General features: G+C 52.9%; 26 protein-coding genes and 1 other RNA gene. 7 read left to right on the top strand and 20 right to left on the bottom strand.

Annotated features, from left to right (window positions below):
* Positions 1 to 6 precede the first annotated feature (6 nt).
* From ftsL to rnpB, 4 genes are all read right to left on the bottom strand, one after another.
* Positions 7 to 309 (bottom strand): cell division protein FtsL, encoded by a 303-nt coding sequence (gene ftsL, locus Q8A57_RS03575; protein WP_305169553.1) that lies wholly within the window; start codon positions 307 to 309, stop codon positions 7 to 9.
* Between the two features lie 2 nt (positions 310 to 311).
* Positions 312 to 1,247, bottom strand: a complete 936-nt coding sequence (rsmH, locus tag Q8A57_RS03580; RefSeq protein WP_305169554.1) for a 16S rRNA (cytosine(1402)-N(4))-methyltransferase RsmH — start codon at positions 1,245 to 1,247, stop codon at positions 312 to 314.
* A gap of 15 nt (positions 1,248 to 1,262) precedes the next feature.
* Positions 1,263 to 1,718, bottom strand: coding sequence for a division/cell wall cluster transcriptional repressor MraZ (mraZ, locus tag Q8A57_RS03585; RefSeq protein ID WP_305169555.1), 456 nt, complete (start codon positions 1,716 to 1,718; stop codon positions 1,263 to 1,265).
* A 406-nt stretch (positions 1,719 to 2,124) separates the two neighbouring features.
* Positions 2,125 to 2,519, bottom strand: an RNA gene (gene rnpB / locus Q8A57_RS03590) — RNase P RNA component class A.
* A 156-nt stretch (positions 2,520 to 2,675) separates the two neighbouring features.
* Here rnpB and Q8A57_RS03595 point away from each other — a divergent pair.
* The gene (locus Q8A57_RS03595) at positions 2,676 to 3,386 is read left to right on the top strand and encodes a ParA family protein (protein ID WP_305169556.1); all 711 of its coding nucleotides are present in this window, start codon (positions 2,676 to 2,678) and stop codon (positions 3,384 to 3,386) included.
* A 2-nt stretch (positions 3,387 to 3,388) separates the two neighbouring features.
* On the opposite strand, the gene rsmI is transcribed toward Q8A57_RS03595, so the two are convergent.
* Complete coding sequence (gene rsmI / locus Q8A57_RS03600) at positions 3,389 to 4,219, bottom strand: 16S rRNA (cytidine(1402)-2'-O)-methyltransferase (protein WP_305169557.1); 831 nt, start codon at positions 4,217 to 4,219, stop codon at positions 3,389 to 3,391.
* Positions 4,220 to 4,261: 42 nt separating this feature from the next.
* On the opposite strand from rsmI, the gene Q8A57_RS03605 reads away from it, so the two are divergent.
* A complete protein-coding gene (locus tag Q8A57_RS03605; RefSeq protein ID WP_305169558.1) occupies positions 4,262 to 6,076 on the top strand; it encodes a penicillin-binding protein activator in 1,815 nt (604 codons plus the stop codon).
* Here Q8A57_RS03605 and Q8A57_RS03610 read toward each other — a convergent pair.
* Positions 6,073 to 6,603, bottom strand: a complete 531-nt coding sequence (locus tag Q8A57_RS03610; RefSeq protein ID WP_305169559.1) for a hypothetical protein — start codon at positions 6,601 to 6,603, stop codon at positions 6,073 to 6,075. The two genes, Q8A57_RS03605 and Q8A57_RS03610, sit on opposite strands and share 4 nt — an antisense overlap.
* Positions 6,604 to 6,748: 145 nt before the next feature.
* On the opposite strand from Q8A57_RS03610, the gene Q8A57_RS03615 reads away from it, so the two are divergent.
* The 3 genes from Q8A57_RS03615 to Q8A57_RS03625 are packed head-to-tail and all read left to right on the top strand — an operon-like array spanning position 6,749 to position 8,332.
* A complete protein-coding gene (locus tag Q8A57_RS03615; protein ID WP_305169560.1) occupies positions 6,749 to 7,147 on the top strand; it encodes a YraN family protein in 399 nt (132 codons plus the stop codon).
* 25 nt (positions 7,148 to 7,172) lie between these two features.
* Complete coding sequence (locus Q8A57_RS03620) at positions 7,173 to 7,760, top strand: D-sedoheptulose-7-phosphate isomerase (RefSeq protein WP_305169561.1); 588 nt, start codon at positions 7,173 to 7,175, stop codon at positions 7,758 to 7,760.
* Positions 7,760 to 8,332 carry a BON domain-containing protein gene (locus tag Q8A57_RS03625; protein WP_305169562.1) on the top strand — a complete coding sequence of 191 codons (573 nt, stop codon included), beginning with the start codon at positions 7,760 to 7,762 and terminating at the stop codon, positions 8,330 to 8,332. Before Q8A57_RS03620 ends, Q8A57_RS03625 begins: the two co-directional genes overlap by 1 nt.
* A 59-nt stretch (positions 8,333 to 8,391) precedes the next feature.
* Here the strand turns inward: Q8A57_RS03625 and Q8A57_RS03630 are convergent, their stop codons facing one another.
* The 8 genes from Q8A57_RS03630 to zapE all read right to left on the bottom strand — a co-directional run bounded on the left by Q8A57_RS03630 (position 8,392) and on the right by zapE (position 15,724).
* On the bottom strand, positions 8,392 to 9,570 hold the full coding sequence (locus Q8A57_RS03630; RefSeq protein WP_305169563.1) for an acetyl-CoA C-acyltransferase: 1,179 nt from the start codon (positions 9,568 to 9,570) through the stop codon (positions 8,392 to 8,394).
* 11 nt (positions 9,571 to 9,581) lie between these two features.
* Entirely contained in the window at positions 9,582 to 10,013 is a 432-nt protein-coding gene (locus tag Q8A57_RS03635) for a ClpXP protease specificity-enhancing factor (RefSeq protein WP_305169564.1), read from the bottom strand.
* Positions 10,014 to 10,100: 87 nt separating this feature from the next.
* Positions 10,101 to 10,733, bottom strand: coding sequence for a glutathione S-transferase N-terminal domain-containing protein (locus tag Q8A57_RS03640; RefSeq protein WP_305169565.1), 633 nt, complete (start codon positions 10,731 to 10,733; stop codon positions 10,101 to 10,103).
* 65 nt (positions 10,734 to 10,798) lie between these two features.
* Positions 10,799 to 12,832 (bottom strand): ubiquinol-cytochrome c reductase, encoded by a 2,034-nt coding sequence (locus tag Q8A57_RS03645; protein WP_305169566.1) that lies wholly within the window; start codon positions 12,830 to 12,832, stop codon positions 10,799 to 10,801.
* Positions 12,832 to 13,434, bottom strand: a complete 603-nt coding sequence (gene petA / locus Q8A57_RS03650) for a ubiquinol-cytochrome c reductase iron-sulfur subunit (RefSeq protein WP_305169567.1) — start codon at positions 13,432 to 13,434, stop codon at positions 12,832 to 12,834. The genes Q8A57_RS03645 and petA overlap by 1 nt, the downstream gene beginning before the upstream one ends.
* A gap of 183 nt (positions 13,435 to 13,617) precedes the next feature.
* Complete coding sequence (rpsI, locus tag Q8A57_RS03655; RefSeq protein ID WP_305169569.1) at positions 13,618 to 14,010, bottom strand: 30S ribosomal protein S9; 393 nt, start codon at positions 14,008 to 14,010, stop codon at positions 13,618 to 13,620.
* A gap of 13 nt (positions 14,011 to 14,023) precedes the next feature.
* Complete coding sequence (gene rplM, locus Q8A57_RS03660) at positions 14,024 to 14,452, bottom strand: 50S ribosomal protein L13 (RefSeq protein WP_305169570.1); 429 nt, start codon at positions 14,450 to 14,452, stop codon at positions 14,024 to 14,026.
* Positions 14,453 to 14,587: 135 nt separating this feature from the next.
* Positions 14,588 to 15,724, bottom strand: a complete 1,137-nt coding sequence (gene zapE / locus Q8A57_RS03665; protein WP_305169571.1) for a cell division protein ZapE — start codon at positions 15,722 to 15,724, stop codon at positions 14,588 to 14,590.
* A 192-nt stretch (positions 15,725 to 15,916) separates the two neighbouring features.
* On the opposite strand from zapE, the gene Q8A57_RS03670 reads away from it, so the two are divergent.
* Both Q8A57_RS03670 and Q8A57_RS03675 read left to right on the top strand, forming a co-directional pair.
* A complete protein-coding gene (locus Q8A57_RS03670) occupies positions 15,917 to 16,429 on the top strand; it encodes a Z-ring associated ZapG family protein (RefSeq protein ID WP_305169572.1) in 513 nt (170 codons plus the stop codon).
* Between the two features lie 105 nt (positions 16,430 to 16,534).
* Complete coding sequence (locus Q8A57_RS03675) at positions 16,535 to 17,686, top strand: trypsin-like peptidase domain-containing protein (protein ID WP_305169573.1); 1,152 nt, start codon at positions 16,535 to 16,537, stop codon at positions 17,684 to 17,686.
* A 7-nt stretch (positions 17,687 to 17,693) separates the two neighbouring features.
* On the opposite strand, the gene hisC is transcribed toward Q8A57_RS03675, so the two are convergent.
* The 6 genes from hisC to Q8A57_RS03705 are packed head-to-tail and all read right to left on the bottom strand — an operon-like array spanning position 17,694 to position 22,924.
* Positions 17,694 to 18,758, bottom strand: a complete 1,065-nt coding sequence (hisC, locus tag Q8A57_RS03680; RefSeq protein WP_305169574.1) for a histidinol-phosphate transaminase — start codon at positions 18,756 to 18,758, stop codon at positions 17,694 to 17,696.
* Between the two features lie 9 nt (positions 18,759 to 18,767).
* Positions 18,768 to 20,078: a histidinol dehydrogenase gene (gene hisD, locus Q8A57_RS03685; RefSeq protein ID WP_305169575.1), complete on the bottom strand. Its 1,311-nt coding sequence runs from the start codon at positions 20,076 to 20,078 to the stop codon at positions 18,768 to 18,770.
* A 3-nt stretch (positions 20,079 to 20,081) separates the two neighbouring features.
* Entirely contained in the window at positions 20,082 to 20,708 is a 627-nt protein-coding gene (gene hisG, locus Q8A57_RS03690; protein WP_305169576.1) for an ATP phosphoribosyltransferase, read from the bottom strand.
* 30 nt (positions 20,709 to 20,738) lie between these two features.
* Positions 20,739 to 22,001, bottom strand: coding sequence for a UDP-N-acetylglucosamine 1-carboxyvinyltransferase (murA, locus tag Q8A57_RS03695; protein ID WP_305169577.1), 1,263 nt, complete (start codon positions 21,999 to 22,001; stop codon positions 20,739 to 20,741).
* A 60-nt stretch (positions 22,002 to 22,061) separates the two neighbouring features.
* Entirely contained in the window at positions 22,062 to 22,295 is a 234-nt protein-coding gene (locus tag Q8A57_RS03700) for a BolA family protein (RefSeq protein WP_305169578.1), read from the bottom strand.
* A gap of 8 nt (positions 22,296 to 22,303) precedes the next feature.
* Complete coding sequence (locus Q8A57_RS03705) at positions 22,304 to 22,924, bottom strand: MlaC/ttg2D family ABC transporter substrate-binding protein (protein ID WP_305169579.1); 621 nt, start codon at positions 22,922 to 22,924, stop codon at positions 22,304 to 22,306.
* Between the last annotated feature and the right edge of the window lie 28 nt (positions 22,925 to 22,952).

Raw genomic sequence — 22,952 nt, forward strand, 5'->3', positions numbered from 1 at the left:
CTCCTATTACATGTCTGACGGGTCCACGGTACGAACGATGACAATTTCGCTCGGCTCAGGTACCCGCATATTCAGTTCACTGATCGCCATTTGCTCAACACGGCTGAGGGAGGCCCATGAGCTCTGCTCCAGCAGATAACGCCCCCACTCAACCTGCAACGCGTTGGCCTCCTGCTCCAGCTTGGCGAGCTCGTTGTATAGCTGCCGACACAGGTGGCTCACATACACCACGGACAGGGCCGACACGATGACCGTCAACCACAACAGTGGAAATAACCAACCTGCCTGCCTGCGAGCTACGACCCGCACTGTCAGGCAACCTTTTCCGCCACTCGCATCACAGCACTGCGCGCCCGCGGATTGGCTTTCACTTCAGCAACACCTGGTTTTACTGCCTTTCCCACAGAGCGCAGACGCCGCACAATGTCTTTTTCCATCACCGGCAACCCCTTAGGGATGGGCTTACCTTTTTCCTGCTCCCGGATAAACCGCTTAACCAATCGATCTTCCAGCGAGTGGAAACTGATCACCACCAGCCGCCCACCGATAGCCAACACATCCAACACCGATGCCAACACTTTCTCCAGGTCATCCAACTCCCGGTTTATAAAAATGCGGATACCCTGAAATGCCCGGGTCGCCGGGTGCTTGCCCTTCTCCCAAGCAGGGTTCGCTTCGGCAACAATCTTTGCCAACTGCGCCGTTCGCGTAATCGGCTCCTCTGCGCGCGCAGCGACAATCGCCCTGGCCATTCGTCGCGAGAAGCGCTCTTCGCCGTAGTCGCGCAACACCTGAGCAATATCATCTTCCGGCGCATCAGCCAGCCACTCGGCGGCACTCATCCCGCTGTCTGGGTCCATGCGCATATCCAGCGGACCATCTCGCAAAAAACTGAAACCTCTTTCGGCGTCATCAAGCTGGGGAGACGAAACACCAAGGTCCAGCAATACACCCTGCACATCACCAGCGTGTTGCCGCTCAGCCACCATGGAGGCCAGGTCCGCAAAACTGCCACGCACGATGTCAAAGCGGAGGTCACCCGCAAACATTTCCCGGGCGGTCTTGCAGGCTTCCGGATCTTTATCGATCGCCATTAAGTGCCCGCCAGATCCAAGCCGGGAAAGAATGAAGGTGGAGTGGCCGCCGCGGCCAAAGGTGCCGTCAACATAGAATCCGTCGGGGTCGGCAATGAGGGCAGTGACTGCCTCATCAAGTAAAACGGTCGTGTGCTCGACCTGTGCCGACATAAACGTTCCCCAGTGTTATAACGACAGCGACTGCATTTCTTCCGGAATTTCTAGATCACCACTGGTCTCTGCCAGCCAATCCTCTCTACCGGCATTCCAGTTTTCTTCGCTCCACAATTCCAAACGGTGACGCTGGCCAACCAGAATCACCTTCTTTTCCAGCTGCGCGTATTGACGCAACTCGGGCGGAATCAGTATGCGACCATTACCATCGAGCTCCATTTCCCGGGCATGACCGATAAGAATTCTCTGCAATTTGCGAGTGGTTGGATTAAAGGTGGGCAACTGGGCGATCTGCTCTTCAATTTTTTCCCATTCCTGCAGCGGATAGATCAATAAACATTTATCCTGCACATCGATAGTGGCGATAAGTGCTCCGCCGCAGCTTTCATCAATATCCGCGCGATAGCGTGCCGGGATCGCCATACGACCCTTGGCATCGATATTGATTTCATTGCTGCCTCTGAACACGCCAGATTTATCCCGCCAAAAATAAACTGCTTGAAGGACAAAAAACCACTTTGCCCCACTTTCTCCCACTTTTCGTCACTATATGCTCACCAAGAGCAAAGTCAAGGCTTTCAAAGGGAAGAAAATCACCAAAAAAGTCTTAGTAACTCAATAAGTTGCAGAAAAATTGTCGAGAGCAAAAATCAGGGATTTCAATATCGCATTCAGAAACAATTTGATAGAAAACGCAGTTAAAGTATTACTTTAATAAAATTGAACGAAAAAACTGAAGAGCACAAAAAATAAACAAATTGTTTATTTTTTGATCATTCCAATGAAATTGAGAACTGGCTCGCAGTGATCTAAATCTGCCACAGCAGCCTTTCAGAGACAGTCTGTACACCCGAGGTAAACAAACTAATAAAAAAAGGGGAGTTGGCCTGTAAGCCGGGTTCTGTCGTGGACAACCATTCCTCTAGGGTGCATGTCACCATACACCTCAAGCGACCTACCCGAGTCCAGCGCGGGCCACGCCAATGGACTCCTATTTGGTCTTGCTCCGGATGGGGTTTACCGTGCCACAAACTGTTACCAGTTGCGCGGTGCGCTCTTACCGCACCCTTTCACCCTTACCTGTGCCGATACTTTCAAAAAGAAAGCCGGCCATCGGCGGTCTACTCTCTGCTGCACTTTCCGTAGGCTCGCGCCCCCCAGGGGTTACCTGGCACCCTGCCCTATGGAGCCCGGACTTTCCTCCCCTGAAAACCCTGTGCCACCTTCGGAGGCGCAGAGAAATTCAGCGGCGGCTGCCCGGCCAACTCCCGCGGCAAGATTACCACGATAAGTTTTTTTTGCAGCGATAACCCACCAAAACTCCCCTATTTATTCACAACACTCGTTATTTTTTGACCTAATCGATAGTTCACCAAGGCAATGTTGGCTAGGGTAGGCGTCTCCATGGGACGAGGAATCATCCAAATGCAGCGTATTGTAGTCGTCAATCCAAAGGGTGGCTGCGGCAAAACCATGCTGTCCACCAATCTGGCGAGTTTTTTCAGCCATCAGGGCGCGATTACGACATTAATGGATCTGGACCCCCAGGGGTCCAGTGTCTTCTGGGCGCTCAACCGCCCGGACAATGCCCCTCACATACAACTGGTCGACGCACACAACTGCCCACTCAATGTCACTCGCAGCTGGGCCATTCAGCCACCCAGAAATACCGAAGTATTGATTTTGGATACGCCGGCGCGGCCTGACCTGGTCAATCTCAGCCCTCTCCTTAGAGAAGCCACGGCCATTTTGCTCCCCGTGGTGCTGGAGGAATTTGACCTCCACGCCGTCACACACACGGTTCAGGAATTGCGACGAATGCTGCCATCCCGGCAGAATATGGCGGTGGTCATCAACCGTTTTGCAGCCTCACCCACGGCCACACGACGAGCTCATGATCTTGAAAAAACCCTATCGCTGCCGATTGTTGCCTACTTGCGCCAATCGAGAACCTTTCTGCAGGCCGCATCCGAGGGGAAAGGGGTCTATGAAATGGCCGGTAGCCATTATCGCAGGGACAAACAGGGCATTGCCGGAATCGGCGAGTGGTGCAGCAACCGAGGGGCAGAAAGTGCGGGTGAAACGGGATTGAAACGTCTTCATCCCGACGTTATCGCGATGGCCAGCAACCTGTAGGCCTAACCTTTGAGGGACAGGGCCAACTGGTAGAGAGCATTCTTATGTCCGCCGGTGATTTTTGCTGCCAGTGCTGCCGCCTGTTTTAACGGTAACTCTTCCATTAATAATGCCAAAACACGTCGTTGTTCGCTCTCGCTGACGGCAACTTCCGGGGCACCACTCACCAGTATAACGATTTCACCCCGCTGCTGATTGGCATCCTCTTCAACCATTTGGCAAAGCTCCTCAAGACTGCCCGCCAGAAAGGTTTCAAAGGCTTTGGTCAACTCCCTTGCCAATACTGCTTCTCGGTCAGCGCCCAGTTCCGCGACCATATCTGACAGCGTGTCCAGCACACGATGAGGAGATTCATAAAACACCAGGGTGCGGGGATCATCGGCAAGAGCCGACAGTTTTTTCTGGCGGGCACCAGACTTCGCGGGGAGAAATCCCTCAAAGGAAAAACGGTCACTGGGCAAACCCGAGGCACAGAGTGCCGCGATTAGCGCACAGGGGCCGGGAATAGGGACAACCTTCACCCCCAACTGGCGGGCTTTGCGGACCAGACGGTATCCCGGATCTGAAATTAATGGCGTGCCGGCATCCGAAATAAGGGCCACTGTTTGGCCCTGGCCCAACGTCTGTAGAATTCGCTGGGACTGATGCTCTTCTCCGTGATCATGGTAGGGCACCATGGGAGTATCAATACCCAAGTGCTTCAATAAACGACCACTGTGACGTGTGTCTTCTGCGGCAATGAGATCTACAGCATGGAGAACATCCACCGCTCGGGGTACCATATCCCCCAAGTTGCCGATCGGCGTTGCCACCACATACAATTCACCAGCCATAAAGAACGTTTTCCTATGCCCAATTTCCGTGTAAGTGCAGTAATGCTTGTCTGGCTCCTGACCTTGTTAGTCGGGTGCAGTCAACCCGGCATGGTGACGCCGGTGCGGGAACACCAGGCAACACCTGTGGAGCTGGCCGAGCAGGCGCTTTCCCAAGCCGCCGGGAGCATAACACCCGAACGGCAGCTCCTCCAATTAACAGCAGCGGAACTGTTTTACCGTGCGGGCAAGCCCCAGCAAGCACTCAACACCCTGCAGATAATTGATAGCAGCGGCTTGCCGGATGACCGCTATGGCGATTTTATTCTGCTGTTTGCCGAGCTCACACTGGCAAATGAGGCGTTTTTTGAAACCCGCGACCTGCTCACCAACAGCCGCATGACAGCTATCATCTACCGGCTTCCCCTGGAGCAACAGACCCGCTGGCTGCAGATGCGAGGCGATCTCTTCTCACTACTGGGCGAGGATGAAAACAGCATTCGTGCCTATGCCACACTGGCCAACCTCGTAGATGACAAAAACACTAGGCAGGAAGTTCACGAGAAGTTATGGCAGGTTTTGACACACCTTTCAGGACCACACCTGTCTTCATTGCTGGAACTTGAAACTGATACCACACTGCTGGGCTGGTATAACCTGGTCAATGTGTTACGCAACAGCCAGGGCGACGTCAACCAACAACTAAGCCAGTTAGAACAATGGCGCACTCGTTGGCCAACCCATCCCGCCGTTGTCGATCCGCCTGCCAGTCTGCTGGCACTTCAACAAATTGCGAATTCGCTACCCGAGAGCATTGCAGTACTGCTTCCCTTTGAAGGCTCACTGGCCCAGGCAGGCAAAGCAATACGTAGTGGCTTTCTCGCTGCATGGTATGAAGCTTATGGTTATGCAGCCAAAGCGCCAGTGATCCGTTTTTATGACACGGCGGGAGCCACCGATATAGCCACCCTCTATCAGCAGGCCACCACCGAAGGGGCGCAGCTGGTCATTGGACCCGTTCAGCGTGAAACTGTGGAGCAATTGATACAGCTGACAGAACTGCCAGTCCCCGTCATCGCGCTCAATTATCTGGAAAACCCGGCTTTACCCATTCCCGACAATTTTTACCAGTTTGGGCTATCCGTCAGTGATGAAGCCCGACAAATCGCCGACAGGGCCTGGGTTGAGGGTCAGCGTACTGCGTTGACCGTAACACCCAACTCCGGATGGGGAGACAGGGCACTCACCGCGTTCCGTGAACGCTGGCTAGAGCATGGTGGAACGCTGGTAGAAGCACCTGCCTACGGGACTGCACAGAGCGATTTTGCCCCCCTCCTCCGGCCCACCCTGCATATCACCCAGAGCGAAGAACGCAAGACTCGACTGCAACGCCTACTGGGGAAATCATTAAACTTCACGCCTCGGCGCCGCCAGGATCTGGACATGGTATTTATGGTCGCCTATCCCGATCAGGCTCGACAAATCAAGCCCACCCTGGACTTTCTGTTCGCGAGCGACCTGCAAATTTACAGCACATCGCAACTTTATACGGGTGTTCAGGACCCGGGGCGCAACCGGGACCTGGAGTCCATTCGCTTCAGCGCCATGCCCTGGACACTGCCTGGCGCCGGGCATGAAAAACTGCAGCCGGCCCAGGACCTGCAACCCATCTACCGCCATCTGTTTGCACTGGGAATTGACGCTTACCACCTACATCAGGGGTTACCGCAAATGCTGCTTCTGCCGGAAATCAAACTGTCGGGCAGTACAGGCACACTGCAACTGGACAAGCGCAAGCACGCCATTATGAGGGAACAACCTTGGGCAGAGTTCAGGGGCGGTCGGGTAAAGCAAGCGCAGCAGTTGAAGCTCAACTAATCAGTCAGGTTCTCTGTACTCGCCTCGCAACGGACCAATAATTGCTCTTTAAGATAAGCCTGAGAGTCGGCAAAGCTCACTTCGATGACCTTGCGACTATCGCCAAGACTTAGCAGCGTTACCTGTCCTTTATGGAACGGCAACCCAGAGGCAACATCACCGCTATAATCGAGCCAGACCGGATAATCCAAATCCCGCAATCGCGGCACGGCGATAAATTTTGATACTAATTTCGGCATACCGCTGATATTGGCCAGATAGATAACGCGACCGTCCTGCAGGCAACCGGGATCCACTTCTGCCAATGTCTCTCGAACCATGTCTTTGACTTTCATCCCGGCAACCAGCATGACAAGGGTATCACCATCTCTTCCCTTGAAGGGTTCTCCGAATTGATTCACCAGGCTGCTAAGGTCCGGCAGCTGATAATCTGGTACCGCAACATCATCGGCCCAGCTTCCAGCCACCATAAAACATCCCACCATTAGGGCAACTAACGAACTGACAACGGACGAGCTTTTGAACATCACGACACCTACACTAGAACAAGACAAGGATGTTAGAGGGATCGGAGCCAACCAGGCAAGTCACCAGCCATTTTTGGCCACACTGATCTTTTGAAACACCCGAACCCGGTGCATCATTAACCTTCAGACAAAAGGAATTGTTCAAATGATATTTTCTATTAAACCCAAGCACCGAAAATTACAGAACCCTTCTGCGGGTGCCATGGCTGAAAACCGGGCCAGATCCTGGCTGGAGAAACAAGGCTTGCAACTCCTGGAGAAGAATTATCGAACTACTCGCGGCGAGATTGATCTGATCATGCAAGATGGGGATACCCTGGTGTTTGTGGAGGTCAGAATGCGACAGAACGAGCGGTTTGCCACGGCGGCCCAGAGCATAGATCACCGCAAGCAGCAGCGTATCATCTCCACCGCTCAACACTATTTGCAGGCTCAAGGACTCTGGGAAAAAATCCCCTGCCGCTTTGACGCCATTTGCCTGCAAAGAGACACCGACAACGGTAATGGCTATCGGGTAGAATGGCTACAAAATGCATTTAGCTAGCCGCAGAGAACCGTTGTAGAGAGCTATGGAATCAAGTGTTATCGAACAGTTTCACCAGAGCATCGAGGCAAAAATGGCCGCCGGTGAAACACTGGCTCCTCTGATTGCCAAAGCAAGCACCAAAATTGTCGAGCAACTGGTACAGGACCACCAGGTATTATGCTGCGGGAATGGCCTGTCCTCGGCACTGGCGAAAATTTTCACTCAGTCCCTGCTACTGCAATACAAACTGGAACGACCTGGATTTCCCGCCATCTGCCTCAGCAACGATTGCTCGCTGATCACAGCTATCAGCCACTACCACAGTGTTAGTGAAATTTTCAGTCGACAGGTAAAAACCCTGGGCCGCCCAGGGGATGTACTGGTTATATTCAGCCTTGGCACCAACCCGAGCAACCTGGTGCAGGCCATTCATACCGCCCATGACCGGGACATGTCTGTGATCGGTTTCACCGGAGCTGGAGACAAGGATCTGTCCGCACTCCTCAGTGGCGATGATATCGAGATTCGTGTCGACCACGACGACCGTCACCGCATCAGTGAAGTACATTTATTAAGTATTTTTTGTCTTTGTGAATTAATTGACCAACAACTATTTGGAGGAACCGCCTGATGTACCAGCGCCTGGCAGCTTTGCTGCTGATCAGCGTCATCGGCCTGACCGGCTGCACGAATATCATTCACGCCACTACGGATGAACCTATCAAGCCGGACCCTACAAATACCTCACTGGGCACTGACATTGATGACTGGCAGCTGGAAACACTGATTGGTGTGAATATCAAAAAGGCGAGCAGCCAGCTGGAACATGCCCATGTAAACATCAATGCCTACAATGGCGTGATTCTGCTGACCGGCGAGGTTGCCAGCAATGATTTGCGCACTCTGGCCGGCAACACGGCACGGGACTTCCGGGGCGTACGTCAGGTACATAATGAATTACAGGTTACCGGCACTTCTTCACTGGTATCCCGCAGCAACGATGTCTGGCTTTCAACCAAGGTACGCTCCAAGCTGATCGCGGAAAAAAATATCAAATCCACCCGTATCAAGGTGGTTACGGAAAGTGGTGTCATCTACCTGATGGGTCTGGTAACCCGCAGCACGGGAGATCAGGCCGCACTAGTGGCGAGTACGACGCGAGGCGCCAAGCGAGTCGTAAAAGTATTTGAATATATTGATTAGCCAATGCCTGGACATAAAAAAAACGGCCCTGATGGGCCGTTTTTTTACAGGGGGACGTTTTACAGCACCTCAACCGCGAGGGCCGTCGCTTCACCACCACCGATACAGATACCGGCGATACCCTTGGTTTTACCATAGGTCTGCAAGGCAGCCAGCAAGGTGACGATGATACGCGCACCTGACGCGCCAATGGGGTGTCCCAGTGCACAAGCACCCCCATGAACATTGACCTTTTCATGGGGGATATCCAGCTCTTTCATGGCGGCCATGGTAACCACGGCAAATGCCTCATTAATCTCGAACAGGTCCACCTCATCCTTGGTCCAGCCGACTTTATCCAGCAGCTTACTAATAGCCCCTACGGGTGCTGTAGTAAACCATTCGGGCTCCTGGGAATGATAACTGTGAGCAAGGATGCGGGCCAACGGCTTAAGTCCCTGCTTTTCCGCCACTGACTGACGGGTGAGCACCAGAGCGGCGGCGCCATCACTGATGGAGCTGGCATTAGCCGCCGTTACCGTGCCGTCCTTGATAAAGGCTGGACGCATTTGTGGAATCTTATCTGCATTGGATTTACCCGGCTGCTCATCGATACGGTACTCCACATCTCCTTTACGGCTGGACACAGTGACAGGTGCAATTTCACTGTCAAACTTACCCTCGGAAATGGCTTTATTGGCACGCTCCAGAGAAGCAATGGAAAACGCATCTTGTTCCTCACGGGTAAACCCATACTTGGAAACACACTGCTCGGCAAACAGACCCATTGCCTGGCCATTGTATGCGTCTTCCAGGCCATCCATGGTCATGTGGTCAAAAATCTGATTGTGGCCAAAACGGTAGCCGCTACGACCCTGCAACATCAGGTAAGGCGCATTGGTCATGCTTTCCATGCCACCCGCAACCGCTACATCGACGTTACCCAGGGTCAGGCTATCAAAAGCGTTCATCACCGCCTTCATGCCGGAACCACACACCTTATTCAGCGTGGTGGAGGTGACACTGTTGGGCAAACCCGCTCCCAGGGTCGCCTGTCTCGCCGGCGCCTGACGCAACCCAGCCGATAAAACACAGCCCATATCTACAGAATCAACCTGCTCTGGAGCGACGCCAGCACGCTCAACCGCCGCCTTGATGGCCGATGCTCCGAGCTGTGTCGTGGGAACACCACTGAACTGGCCTTGCATGCTGCCGATCGGCGTGCGTGCCATACCGACAATTACGATAGGATCTGACATGATTTTTACCTCTATTTAACTACTCTAAGGGAAGGCTTGACCGTCTTATCACTTGGCTTGACCGCTTTACCCTCCTTTACAGCCTTGGGTTTACTGGGTCCTGGTCCTTGCGGATCAGGATCCGTATCTTTTTCGGGCTGAAATACCATGCCCTGCCCATTTTCACGCGCGTAAATCCCTGTGATGGACTGGATAGGAAGTCGAATATTGCTGGGGACACCGCCAAAACGGGTACTGAAAGCTACCTGATCATTATTCATAACAAAGGCAGCCACAGCCCTAGGCGCAACATTCAATACAATCTGACCGTCGTTGACATGCTCCTGTGGCACCTCAACGCCCGGAAAGTAGGCATCTACCACCATGTAGGGCGTACATTGATTGTCCACTATCCAGTCATAGAAAGCCCGGATCAGGTACGGTCGGTTTGATGTCATTTTCATACGCGCCATAGGTTCCGGGTAAATGGGCCGACATTGTACAAAAAAAGGGACAACGAGGTCCCTTTTTAAACATTTCGCAAAAACGACCTAGCTGGCCATTTCTTTTTCCAGCTCAGAGAGGCTCTCGCGGAATGACTCCCTTTCAAACAGCCTCTGCATGTAATCATGTAAGGGTTTTACCTGGCGGTTGTTGGGCAACTTAATACCCAAACTGTCCAAACGCCACAAAATCGGCGCCAGACAACAGTCGACCAGAGTAAACTCTTCACTCATAAAGTAAGGCAGGTCTGCAAAAATAGGAGCAATGCTGCAAAGGCTGTCACTGAGCTCTTTGCGTGCTTTGTCGGCCTCAGCGCTGTCAGGATTGCTGATAATGATATCAATCTGACTACAACAGTCGCGCTCAATACGATGCATAAACTGACGGCTCAATGCCCTGGCAACCGGATAAACAGGCAGCAACGGTGGATGAGGGAAACGCTCATCCAGGTACTCCATCATTACCTTGGTTTCGTAGAGTGCCAGATCCCGATCGACCAGGGTTGGCAGGGAGGCATAAGGGTTCAGCTCCAGCACATCTTCGGGCAGGTTTTGATCATCCACCTCTTCAATCTCAACCGTTACCCCCTTTTCAGCCAGCACGATACGAACTCGGTGACTGTAATGACAGGACGGATCAGAGAAAAAAGTCATCGAAGATCGTTTGGCAACAACCCCCATATTGGAACCTCTATTTTGATTGACAAAGAAAAGATGGCCGCTGTTGCGGCCATCCCCATAAAAAATTAGTGAATGCCTTTCCAGTATTCCCGGTTAAGCAGCCATACCCAGATAAACAGGAAGGCCAGGAATAACAGAACGTAGATACCGATACGCTGGCGATCTTCAGCCATAGGCTCGGCAATATAGGTCAGGAAGTTAACCAGATCGTAAACCGCTTCGTCATACTCCTCGGGACTCATGGTTCCCTCGGTCACCAGGCTATAGCGACCGCAATCATCTTCCAGGATTTCTGCACGAGTCAGAGGATCACGCTTGATCCCACCGTTGGCCGCATGAACCGGGCCCGGGGCACATTCTTGCAAGCCCTGAACGTCCAGCAATGCATGTGGCATACCCACGTCTTTAAACACCTTGTTGTTGACGCCAAACGGACGGGAAGGATCCTTGTAGAAGTGGCGCAAATAGGTGTAAACCCACTCGGAAGAACGAGCACGAGCGACCAGTGTCAGATCCGGCGGCGCAGCGCCAAACCAAACTTTGGCCTTATCCGCCGGCATGGCGATACTCATCAAGCTACCAATTTTCTGGTCGGCAAACACCAGGTTGTCCATCACCATGCCAGCAGGCATTTTCAGGTCTCTGGCTACTCGTTCCCAGCGCGAATATTTAGCCGAGTGACAGCCCATGCAGTAGTTGACGAACAACTTAGCGCCATGTTGCAAAGATGCCTTATCTGACAGATCCGCTTCAAACTCGTCACAGGCGATGGTGCCACATTCATGCTCTGACTCAGAACCCACCGCTTTCAGCGGCAGCCAAGCCAGCAGGGCCACAAAAATCAGGGCTGCCAGCGATTTCCAGGGGCCAAATCCGCCATTGGTGGTAACGCGTTCCGGCTGCGGTGTGGTTTTTTCCAGCTTGGTCCAGATGGGCATTGCCAAGAAGAACACAAAATAAAGGATGGTACAGATCTGAGCCAGCAGTGTGCGGGCCGGTGTCGGCGCCTTCACACCCAGAACGCCCAAAATAATGAAGGATGCAGCAAACACCAGCAGGGCGATACGGCTGAAATTACCCTTGTAGCGGATTGACTTCACAGGGCTGCGATCCAGCCAGGGCAGCACAAACATGATGGCAATTGCCGCCGCCATCACCATGAAGCCAGCAAACTTATCTGGTACAGCTCGCAACATGGAGTAGAACGGAGTGAAATACCACACCGGGGCAATGTGTGCTGGTGTCTTCAGCGGGTTGGCGATTTCAAAGTTGGCATGCTCAAGGAAATAACCACCCATTTCCGGTACGAAGAACATAATAAAGGCAAACACGAACAGGAAGACCACAATCGGCACCAGATCGTGAACAGTATAATAGGGGTGGAACGGAATACCGTCACGGGGTATACCGTTTTCATCCTTGTTCTTCTTGATCTCAACACCGTCGGGGTTATTAGAACCTACTTCATGCAATGCCAGGATGTGCAATACCACCAGGGCCAGCAGAATGATCGGCACGGCTACGACGTGCAGAGACATGAAACGATTGAGAGTGATACCGGAGATCAGGTAATCGCCGCGCACCCACTGCACGATATCTTCACCGACCACGGGAATCGCACCGAACAGGGAGATAATCACCTGGGCACCCCAGTAGGACATCTGACCCCAGGGCAGTACGTAACCAAGGAAAGCTTCGGCCATCAGCGCCACATAAATGGTCATACCGAAGATCCACACCAACTCACGCGGTGGCTTGTAGGAACCGTAGAGCAGACCACGGAACATATGCATATAAACCACAATAAAGAAGGCAGAGGCCCCGGTGGAATGCATGTAACGGATAATCCAGCCGTAATCTACATCGCGCATGATGTATTCAACGGAGGCAAACGCCTGTTCAGAAGAACCCTGATAACTCATCAGCAGCCAGATACCTGACAGCAGCTGAATAACCAGTACCACCATCGACAGAACGCCAAAGAAGTACCAGAAGTTGAAATTTTTCGGGGCGTAATACTTACCCATGTGGGTATCCCACGCCCGCTGCACGGGAAGACGTTTATCGACCCAGCCCCACAAACCAGTTAACCAATTCATTACGCGCCCTCCTGATCCACACCGATGACAATGACACTGTCGCTCTCGTAGGAATACGGAGGAACATCCAAGTTGGTTGGAGCAGGAACCCCGGTGAATACACGGCCAGACAAGTCAAACTTGGAACCGTGACAAGGGCAGAAGAAGCCACCAAACCATTGATCGCCGCCCAGATCCTGAGCGCCCACATCCGGACGATACATCGGAGCACAACCCAGGTGCGTGCAGAGGCCAACCAATACCAGATACTCTTCATGCCCCGGAATAGCACGGGTCACACCGTCAACGTAGGCCGGCTGATTGGACTGCAGTGAAGTTGGATCCCGGAACATCTCGTCGTGACCATTCAGTCCATCGAGAATTTCCTGGGTACGACGAACGATATACACGGGCTTTCCGCGCCATTCGACGGTCACCATCTGACCTGGTTCAATTTTGGCGATATTCGCCTTGACCGGTGCACCAGCAGCTTTCGCCTTGGCGCTTGGGTTCCAGGAACCCACAAAAGGAACGGCAGCTCCAACTACCCCGGCAGCACCCACTACACACGTGGCCCCTGTCAGGAAGCGTCGACGCCCCTGATTAACACCGTCATTGCTCATGACGCTCTCCCGTTAACAGCAAAGGTTGGCAAAATTTTTATCTGTGGAAAATGGCGTGCAATAGTAATGAAAAGCACCATTTTTTACAAGACAAACACCCACAAAAAGTAGGTAATTTGTTGTTTTGAAAAACAAAAAAACCCGGCATTAAAGCCGGGTTTTTCATATACATGCAAAGCCAAATTAGCGCTTAGAGAACTGCGGGCGCTTACGGGCTTTGTGCAAGCCAACTTTCTTACGCTCAACTTCACGAGCATCACGTGTCAGGAAGCCTGCTTTACGCAGATTGCTGCGCAAACCTTCATCGTATTGCACCAGTGCACGGGCTATACCGTGACGGATAGCGCCTGCTTGACCGAAGCTACCACCACCAGCAACGGTAATTTTCAGGTCGAATTTCTCGACACTGTCTACCAGCTCCAGGGGCTGACGAACAATCATCCGCGCCACTTCACGACCGAAGTATTGATCCAGAGTGCGGTTATTGATGGTGATGTTGCCGGCACCAGACTTCAGAAAAACTCTTGCTGAAGAGGTTTTGCGGCGACCGGTACCGTAGTATTGAGAGTCTGCCATAATTAACTATCCGTCAGATATTCAGTTCTTGTGGCTGTTGAGCAGTATGAGGATGCTCGGCGCCAGCGTACACTTTCAGCTTCTTGAACATAGCACTACCCAGCGGCCCTTTTGGCAGCATACCTTTTACAGCATTCTGGATAGTGCGTTCCGGAGCTTTATCAATCAGCTTTTCAAAGCTGATTGACTTCAGGCCACCCGGATAACCGGTGTGGCGGTGGTAAATTTTGTCTTTCGCCTTGTTGCCTGTTACTCGAACCTGCTCAGCATTTACAACCACGATGTAATCCCCAGTGTCGACATGAGGAGTGTACTCAGGCTTATGCTTGCCACGCAGACGCGAAGCAATCTCGGCAGCCAAACGGCCCAATGTCTTGTCAGCAGCATCAACAATGTACCAGTCGCGCTGAACGGTTTCGGGCTTCGCAATAAATGTTTTCATCTTTTCCTGCCTGAACTTTTTGGCCTTCCCAAAAGGAGGGCGCATTTTACAGATGGCGTACAGCCATTTCAAGGATATTTTTTGCCGATAAAACAACGCCGCAACTGGCCCTGAAAACAGCTGGTTTCTCCCTGCTCAGGGGCGGTGTGGCCGAGCCAGATAATCGTGGGACTGCATTTCCAGGAGACGACTGCGGGTGCGCTCAAACTCAAAACTGAGCTTACCCTCTGTATAGAGTGAAACCATATCCACTTCCGCCGATAGCACCAGCTTGACATTACGGTCGTAGAATTCATCCACCATATTCACAAAGCGGCGTGCATGGTCGTCATTTTTTCGCCCCATCTGATGCACATTGCCCACCAGCACAGCGTGAAACTCTTTTGCCAGCTCAATATAGTCATTCTGGCTGCGGGGAATATTACAAATCACCTCAAAATCAAACCAGATGACATCTTCAGCAATAAAGCGGCAGGGTATTCGGCGCCCTTCCACTTCAATCTCCACCGCCTCCTTCACTTCTTCAGTTGCAGGAGCAAGACGGTTAAATGCATCAAGCATAGCCCTCTCAGCGTCTGGCCCCAATGGGGCATGGTAGAGCTCGGCCTGCTCCAATGCACGAAGCCGGTAATCCACGCCACCATCGACATTTACCACGCTTGTATGACGGTTGAGCAGGGCAATGGCCGGCAGAAAACGTTGTCGCTGCAAGCCATTTTCATACAGCCGATCCGGCACGATATTGGATGTCGCGACCAGCGTCACGCCGCGAGCAAACAGATGCTCCAGCAATGTACCCAGCAACATAGCGTCGGTGATGTCGGAGACAAAGAATTCGTCGAAACAGATAACCCTCGCCTCTTCCGCAATATTGTCGGCGACTCTTTCCAGGGGGTTCTTTTCACCCGCCAGCTGCTTCAACTCGCGATGTACGCGCCGCATGAAGCGGTGAAAGTGGGCGCGCATCTTCTCCCGAAACGGCAGGGACTCGTAAAAATTGTCCATCAGGTAGGTCTTTCCCCTGCCGACACCACCCCAGAAGTACAGTCCTTTTACTGGTAATACTGGTTCAGGGGAACGAAAGCGCTGCCTCATGCGACCCAACACGCCACCACGCTGCCTGGCAACGGGAACCGTCAACTCATCATAAAGCGACTGCAACATGGCAACAGCCTTCTCCTGAGAAGGGTCATAGTTGAATCCTGGCTGCTGCAGATCTTTCTGATATCGCTGTTTTGGGGACAGACAATTGCCGGAAATAGCCTGAGTCATAAGCTAGTGGTGTCGTCAAAGTGCATTGGAAAATACAGGGCGTGAACTGTAGCTCTGCCGTAGAAAGTTCGCAACTGGCACTCCATTCGCCCTCAGGCACGGCCCGTTTCAGTTTGAAAAACGGTTGCCTAGCGCGCATCCTTCTTTCAGACTATAACATCTGAAGTATCAATAACTACCAGGGGAAGCCAGTTGGACAACTCAATCGTGTTATTTACAGGTCTATTATGCCTTGCAGCCGGCCTTGTAATCGGCTTTATTTTTGGGCGCTCACTTCACCCTAAGGAGCAGCAGCGCAAGGATACAGAAAACAAACTGAAAGAGGCTCAGGATCAGCTCAAGGATTATCAACACGAAATCACCGAGCACTTTGCCAAGACAGCAAAACTGTTCAATGACCTCTCTCTCAGCTACCGCGATGTTCACGAACACCTGTCTTCTTCAGCCATGCGCCTGGCTAACCCGGAAACCAGCCGACAAATTGTCGATGCAGGATTTGGACAACTGAAAAAAGATAGCGTCACCATCTCTGAACTGCCTGAAGCGCCCAAAGACTATGCGCCGAAAGTCCCTGGCGGGGTCCTCAGCGAAGGTTATGGGTTAACAGATGAAAACCGCACTTTCGACGGCCCCAAACTCAAAGTGGCCAATGATGTCGCCCAACAAGTCACCGACGAGGAAGACCCAACCTTTAAAGTCAGCTGATCTGTTTTGACAGAACAGGTCGGCACCCGGATAGCGCCAGCCCCTGTTATTCGAGATTGCCTGCTTTGTGCCATAATGGCCGACCTGAGCTGAGAGGAGGGGCAAGTGACTTCCCTTTATAAAATTTTACGCTACATCAGCTGGCCGGCCATCGCCGGCCTGTTGATGGCTGCCGTGGCACTGCTGTTATTCCCTCAGGCACTCAATCATAAAAATGGCATGGAGACCGGAGGCTTGTCCCCAGACGTCAGCGACAGTTGGGAGGGCCCTGTGTCCTATTCTGCTGCCGTGCAACGGGCCTCACCCTCTGTCGTTAACATTTATACCCAAAAAACGTTAGCACGCACACGACACCCTCTGCTGGACGACCCGTTTTTCAGGCGCTTCTTTAATAGCAGCAATCTTCCCCAACAGCAGCGCATGGAATCCTCGCTGGGCTCCGGGGTCATTCTTACCCAGGAAGGGTACATCCTCACTAATAACCATGTTGTCACCAGTGCCGATGAAATTGTCGTGCAGCTTCAGGATGGCAGAGAGGCGATGGTGAAAGTTGTGGGCAGCGACCCGGATACAGACCTGGCCGTATTAAAAGTAGACTTGGACCGACTAACCCCCGCCAAAATTGCCGACCCGGGACAGGCCAGGGTTGGCGATGTCGTTCTGGCCATTGGCAACCCCTTTGGCGTGGGCCAATCCGTGACCCAGGGCATCATCAGCGCCACCGGGCGCAATGGCCTGGGCCTGAACACCTTTGAAAATTTTATTCAGACTGATGCGGCCATCAACCCCGGTAATTCAGGAGGTGCCTTGGTAGATGCCCACGGCAACCTGCTGGGCATCAACTCAGCCATTCTCGACCGCACCGGCTATTCCGTCGGCATCGGCTTCGCGATTCCCGCCAACACTGCCATGAAAGTACTCAAGGATATTGTCGAACACGGCTACGTCATTCGCGGCTGGCTCGGCGTGGAAGCCCGGCCCCTCACACGCGAGGCCGCCCAGCAACTTGATCTCGACCCACCCTCCGGACTTGTCATCACCAACATCTATATCAACAGCCCCGCCCATCTGGCGGGACTGCAGCCAGGGGATATCATTACCCGTATTAACGATTACTGGGTGGTGGACAACGAGCGCAGCATGAACCTGATCGCCGACCTGTCTCCGGGGGATTCAGTCAAACTGGAAGTGATTCGCAACGGCGAGAAAAGCACCATTATGGCGGTGGCGGGAACGCGCCCAACCACCAATAGCTAACAGCTGGCTATGAAGATACCAGCTCGCTTAATGCCGAGATGAGTTGTGCATTTTGCTCTGGTGTTCCCACGGTAATCCGCAGGTATTGATCAATCCGCGGCTGGCTGAAGTAACGCACAATAATGCCTCGCGCTCTCAATTGACTCATCAGATCAGCTGCCACCTTCTCCGGGTGGCGAGTCAGGATGAAATTTGCGGCTGATGGCAATGTATGAAACCCAAGCTCATCAAGCTGCCCCACCAACTGCTCGCGGCTATCCATCACCCTCCGGCACGTGGTCTGAAAGTATTGCTCATCTGCAAATGCCGCCACCCCACCAACGATGGCAAAGCGACTGAGAGGATAGGAGTTAAAACTGTTTTTGACCCGCTCAAGCGCTTCAATTAATGCCACATCCCCGATCGCCAGACCGATTCGCAACCCAGCAAGGGATCGGGATTTGGACAGTGTCTGGGTTACCAGCAGATTGGGAAAGCGTTTCACGAGAGTAACCGCCGACTCACCACCAAAATCAATATAGGCCTCATCCACAACCACCACCGAGTCAGAGTTTTTCTCCAACAGCCATTCAATCCTGTCCAGAGACATCAGAACACCCGTGGGAGCATTGGGGTTGGGGAAAATGATCCCCCCGTTCTCTCTGCAATAATCTTCAACATCAATACTAAAGTCTTCGGCCAACGGCACCCGGTCATAGGAAACCTGGTAAAGGCCACAATAGACCGGGTAAAAGCTGTAGGTAATATCAGGAAACAGGATGGGGCTGTCATGCTTGAGCAACCCCTGGAATATATGCGCCAACACCTCATCTGAACCGTTGCCCAGAAAGACCTGATCAACATCTACGGAGTAATAGTCTGCTATGGCCTGCTTTAGCTCCAGGGCATTGGGATCCGGGTAGAGACGCAGGTTATCTCCGGACTCAGTAGCGATTGCAGCCAACACGTCCGGAGAGGGGCCGTAAGGGTTCTCGTTGGTATTCAACTTGACCAGATTGGCTATCTTCGGCTGCTCCCCAGGAACATAGGGATCGAGCTCGCGAACAATGTCACTCCAATAAGGATTGCTCACCACAGCACCTCAGTCCTGAATACGGTATTCAGCGGAGCGTGCGTGAGCCGTCAGGCTTTCACCCCTGGCCAATGTCGACGCTGTTTTGCCCAAACGGGAAGCCGCCTCGGCTGAGCACATAATGATCGAACTACGCTTCTGAAAATCGTAAACGCCCAGCGGAGACGAGAAGCGCGCCGTCATGGAGGTGGGTAATACGTGGTTGGGGCCGGCACAGTAGTCCCCCAATGCCTCTGCCGTATAACGACCCATAAAGATCGCTCCGGCATGGCGAATACGAGGTAATAACGCTTCCGGTTCGGCGACAGATAACTCCAGATGCTCTGGCGCAATACGGTTTATAAGCTCGAGAGCCTCATCCATATCTCTCACGGCAATCAGCGCACTGCGGTTTTCCAACGCAGCGCGAATCATCCCAGCACGCTCCATGGTGGGCAACAACTGCTCCATGCTACTCTTCACCCGGTCGAGAAAAGCCGAATCCGGGCTGACCAGAATAGCTTGGGCATCTTCATCGTGCTCGGCCTGTGAAAACAGATCCATGGCAATCCAGTCGGGATCTGTTTCACCATCGCAAACCACCAGAATCTCGGAAGGACCAGCAACCATATCGAGGCCAACCGCACCAAAAACTGCACGCTTGGCGGTGGCGACATAAATATTACCGGGACCAACTATCTTATCCACTTTGGGAACACTTTCAGTACCATAGGCCAGCGCCGCAACTGCCTGCGCCCCGCCAACGGTAAACACCCGGTCTACCCCCGCTATGGCAGCGGCGGCCAACACCAGGGGATTCAACTCACCATCCGGCGCAGGGACCACCATAATAATCTCACCAACGCCGGCCACTTTGGCAGGCATGGCATTCATCAGCACCGAGGAGGGATAACTGGCTTTGCCGCCGGGCACATAGATACCTACCCGATCCAGAGGAGTGACCTGTTGCCCCAGCAAAGTACCGTCATCTTCTCTGTAGTTCCATGAATCCTGTCGCTGGTGCTCGTGGTAACAGCGAATACGGTCCGCCGCCAGCTGCAGCGCCTCGCGTTCTGTATCACTAATCGCATCGAGGGCCTGAACAAAGTCTTGCTGAGTCATTTCCAGTTCAGAAATAACCGTAGCCACACGACGGTCAAAGCGGTTGGTATATTCAAGCAATGCCGCATCACCACGCTGGCGAATGGCTGACAAAATTTCGTCAACGACCTGCTCTACACGACTGTCCGAAACGGTTTCCCAGGCGAGCAGTTTCTGCAGGCTTTCGTCAAAGCCGTCATCACTGGTGGCAAGCCGTTTAATGTTCACTGATTGTGTCATCGTTTATCGGGCCACCGCCTGGCGCAGACTATCGATAATGCCCTGCAACTGCACATGCTTCACCTTCATGGCCGCCTTATTCACAATCAAGCGCGAACTGATATCCGCGATGGTTTCCCGTGACTCAAGGCCATTCGCTTTCAGGGTGTTACCGGTATCCACGATATCCACGATCTCGTCTGCCAGCGCCATAATAGGCGCCAGTTCCATCGCGCCGTAAAGCTTGATGATGTCGGCCTGCCGCCCCTGCTCAGCGTAGAATCGCCGTGCTATGTTGACGTATTTGGTGGCCACCCGGATGCGGCCTTGCCTGGGAGGCTCCCCAGCAATGCCTGCAGTCATCATACGACAACGGGCGATCCCCAGATCCAACGGCTCGTAGAGACCATCGCCGCCGTGTTCAAGCAGTGTGTCCTTACCAGACACACCAAGATCCGCAGCACCAAATTGCACATAGGTAGGCACGTCCGAGCCACGCAACACCAATAGCCGCACATCACTGAGGGACGTTTCGAACACCAGCTTGCGACTGCGGCTGATATCCTCTGTCGGCTCAATGCCGGCCTGGGCAAGCAATGGCAATGTCTCTTCCAGTATTCGCCCCTTGGTCAGGGCAATGGTTATTTGCATAGTACTCACACACTCATCGGCAGAGGGCTGTCAACCGGGAATACGGCGTATGTTTGCGCCCAGCTGCTGCAATTTTTCTTCAATACATTCGTAACCGCGATCGATATGGTAAATGCGATCGACTATGGTTTCACCATCGGCCACCAACCCAGCAATAACCAGACTGGCTGACGCCCTGAGATCCGATGCCATTACAGGTGCCGCCTTGAGCCGCTCAACACCCGTCACAATTGCGGTATTCCCTTCCAGGCTGATCTTCGCACCCATGCGATTCAATTCATGGGTTTGCACCAGGCGATTTTCGAAGATGGTTTCTGTGATGGTTCCCACCCCTTCAGCCACTGCGTTTACCGTGGTCAACTGTGCCTGCATATCTGTTGGAAATGCCGGATAAGGCGCAGTCTTAAAGTTAACTGCCTTGGGCCTGCGCCCCTGCATATCCAGCTCAACCCAATCATCACCTGTCGTGATAATGGCACCAGCCTCCTCCAGCTTTAACAGGACAGCCTCCAGCGTATGGGGATCAGTATCCTTTAGCTTGATATGCCCTCGTGTGGCCGCTGCTGCGGCCAAATAGGTGCCGGTCTCGATACGATCAGGCATGATTCGATACGCCCCGCCATGCAGGGTTTCGACCCCCTGAATGGTCAGTGTGGTCGAACCGACACCACTGACCTTGCCGCCAAGCGCATTAATACAGTTCGCCAGGTCGACTACTTCCGGCTCCCGTGCGGCGTTTTCAATGATGGTTGTTCCATCCGCCAGCGCAGCAGCCATTAACAGGTTTTCTGTTGCACCCACAGAGACGGTATCCATGAGAATGTGAGCGCCTTTCAATCGACCATGGCTTTTGGCATTAATATACCCACCAGCTATCTCGATCTCAGCTCCCATCATCTCCAGACCACGCAAGTGCAGATCAACAGGGCGGCTGCCAATGGCGCAACCGCCGGGGAACGAGACACTGGCGACACCGAATTTGGACAACATCGGACCCAGAACCAGAATAGACGCCCGCATGGTTTTGACCAGGTCATAGGGCGCCACATGGCTATGCAACGTGGTTGCATCCACTTCCACCTGCATCTTTTCATTCAGTACGACACTGACACCCAGACACCCCAGCAGCTCAAACATGGTGGTGATGTCATTGAGATGGGGGATGTTGGACACCATCACCGGACCATCGGCCAGCAAGGTGGCGGCAAGAATCGGCAGCGCCGAGTTTTTAGCACCGGAAATGCGGATTTCCCCGGAAAGCGGGCCACCTCCCGAGATCAACAATTTATCCATTCTAGACCCTTGAGATCAGTATAGGCAGGTCGCCGACAACCACCTGTGGGACGAAAAAACCTACGGCTTTTCGTCAGGGGTATAGGTTTGCACCTCTTTTACCGCGTGAATTTCACCGGAAGTAATCAGGTCATGCAGAACGCCCAGCACTTTCTGCTGGCGCTGCACTTTCCTCAAGCCCTGAAAAACTTCACCCACGGCAACAATATTAAAATAGTAGCCGTCAAATTCTACGGTCACTTCACAATCGGGAAGCCCTTCAACCAGGCGCGCCTTTACCTCTTCTGCATTCATATCTGCAATCAGGCCTCTGTGCTCACCTGAGTTGTCCAGCTGTCAATAACCTGGTCAATATCGCCACCGAACTTTTGTGCGCGCTGGGAAAACTGGTTGCGAAATGTCTTGCCAAGGTTAATGCCGTTAATCACGACATTGGTAATTTTCCACTCGTTGCTCTTGTTGCGAGCCATGGAATAATAAAGAGGAAACACCCCGTCCACGCCATGAATTTCTTGGGCAACAGTGACTTTACGCTTCTCTCCCAGCTCATCCGCAAGAGGCAAGACAACAATGGTTTCATCGCCGTAGGACACCAGTCCTCGGCCGTAGGTTTCGATCAAATCACGGCGGAAGGCATCGGCAAAACGCTTCAACTGCTCATCCGTAGCCTGTGCGCGATAGGGCCCCATGACGTTGTAGGCAATAAAGCGGAAATCCACAACTTTACCCAACAAACAACCCAACTCTTCGAAGAAAGGCTCAGGGTCCTGTTCAAAGGACTCCCGGTGTTTGCCGATCGCTTCAAGCAACTCACCCGTCACCGATTCCACCAACTCGTGGGGACCCAGAGCGACTGGCTCTGCATTATTTTCTACCACCTCTGCCAAAGCTGTTCCAGACAGCAGAAAAAATAGGATGGTCATTATTGTGTGCTTGAACCTGACGTACATC

The sequence above is a fragment of the Porticoccus litoralis genome (genome assembly GCF_030676955.1).
GTDB lineage: Bacteria > Pseudomonadota > Gammaproteobacteria > Pseudomonadales > Porticoccaceae > Porticoccus > Porticoccus litoralis.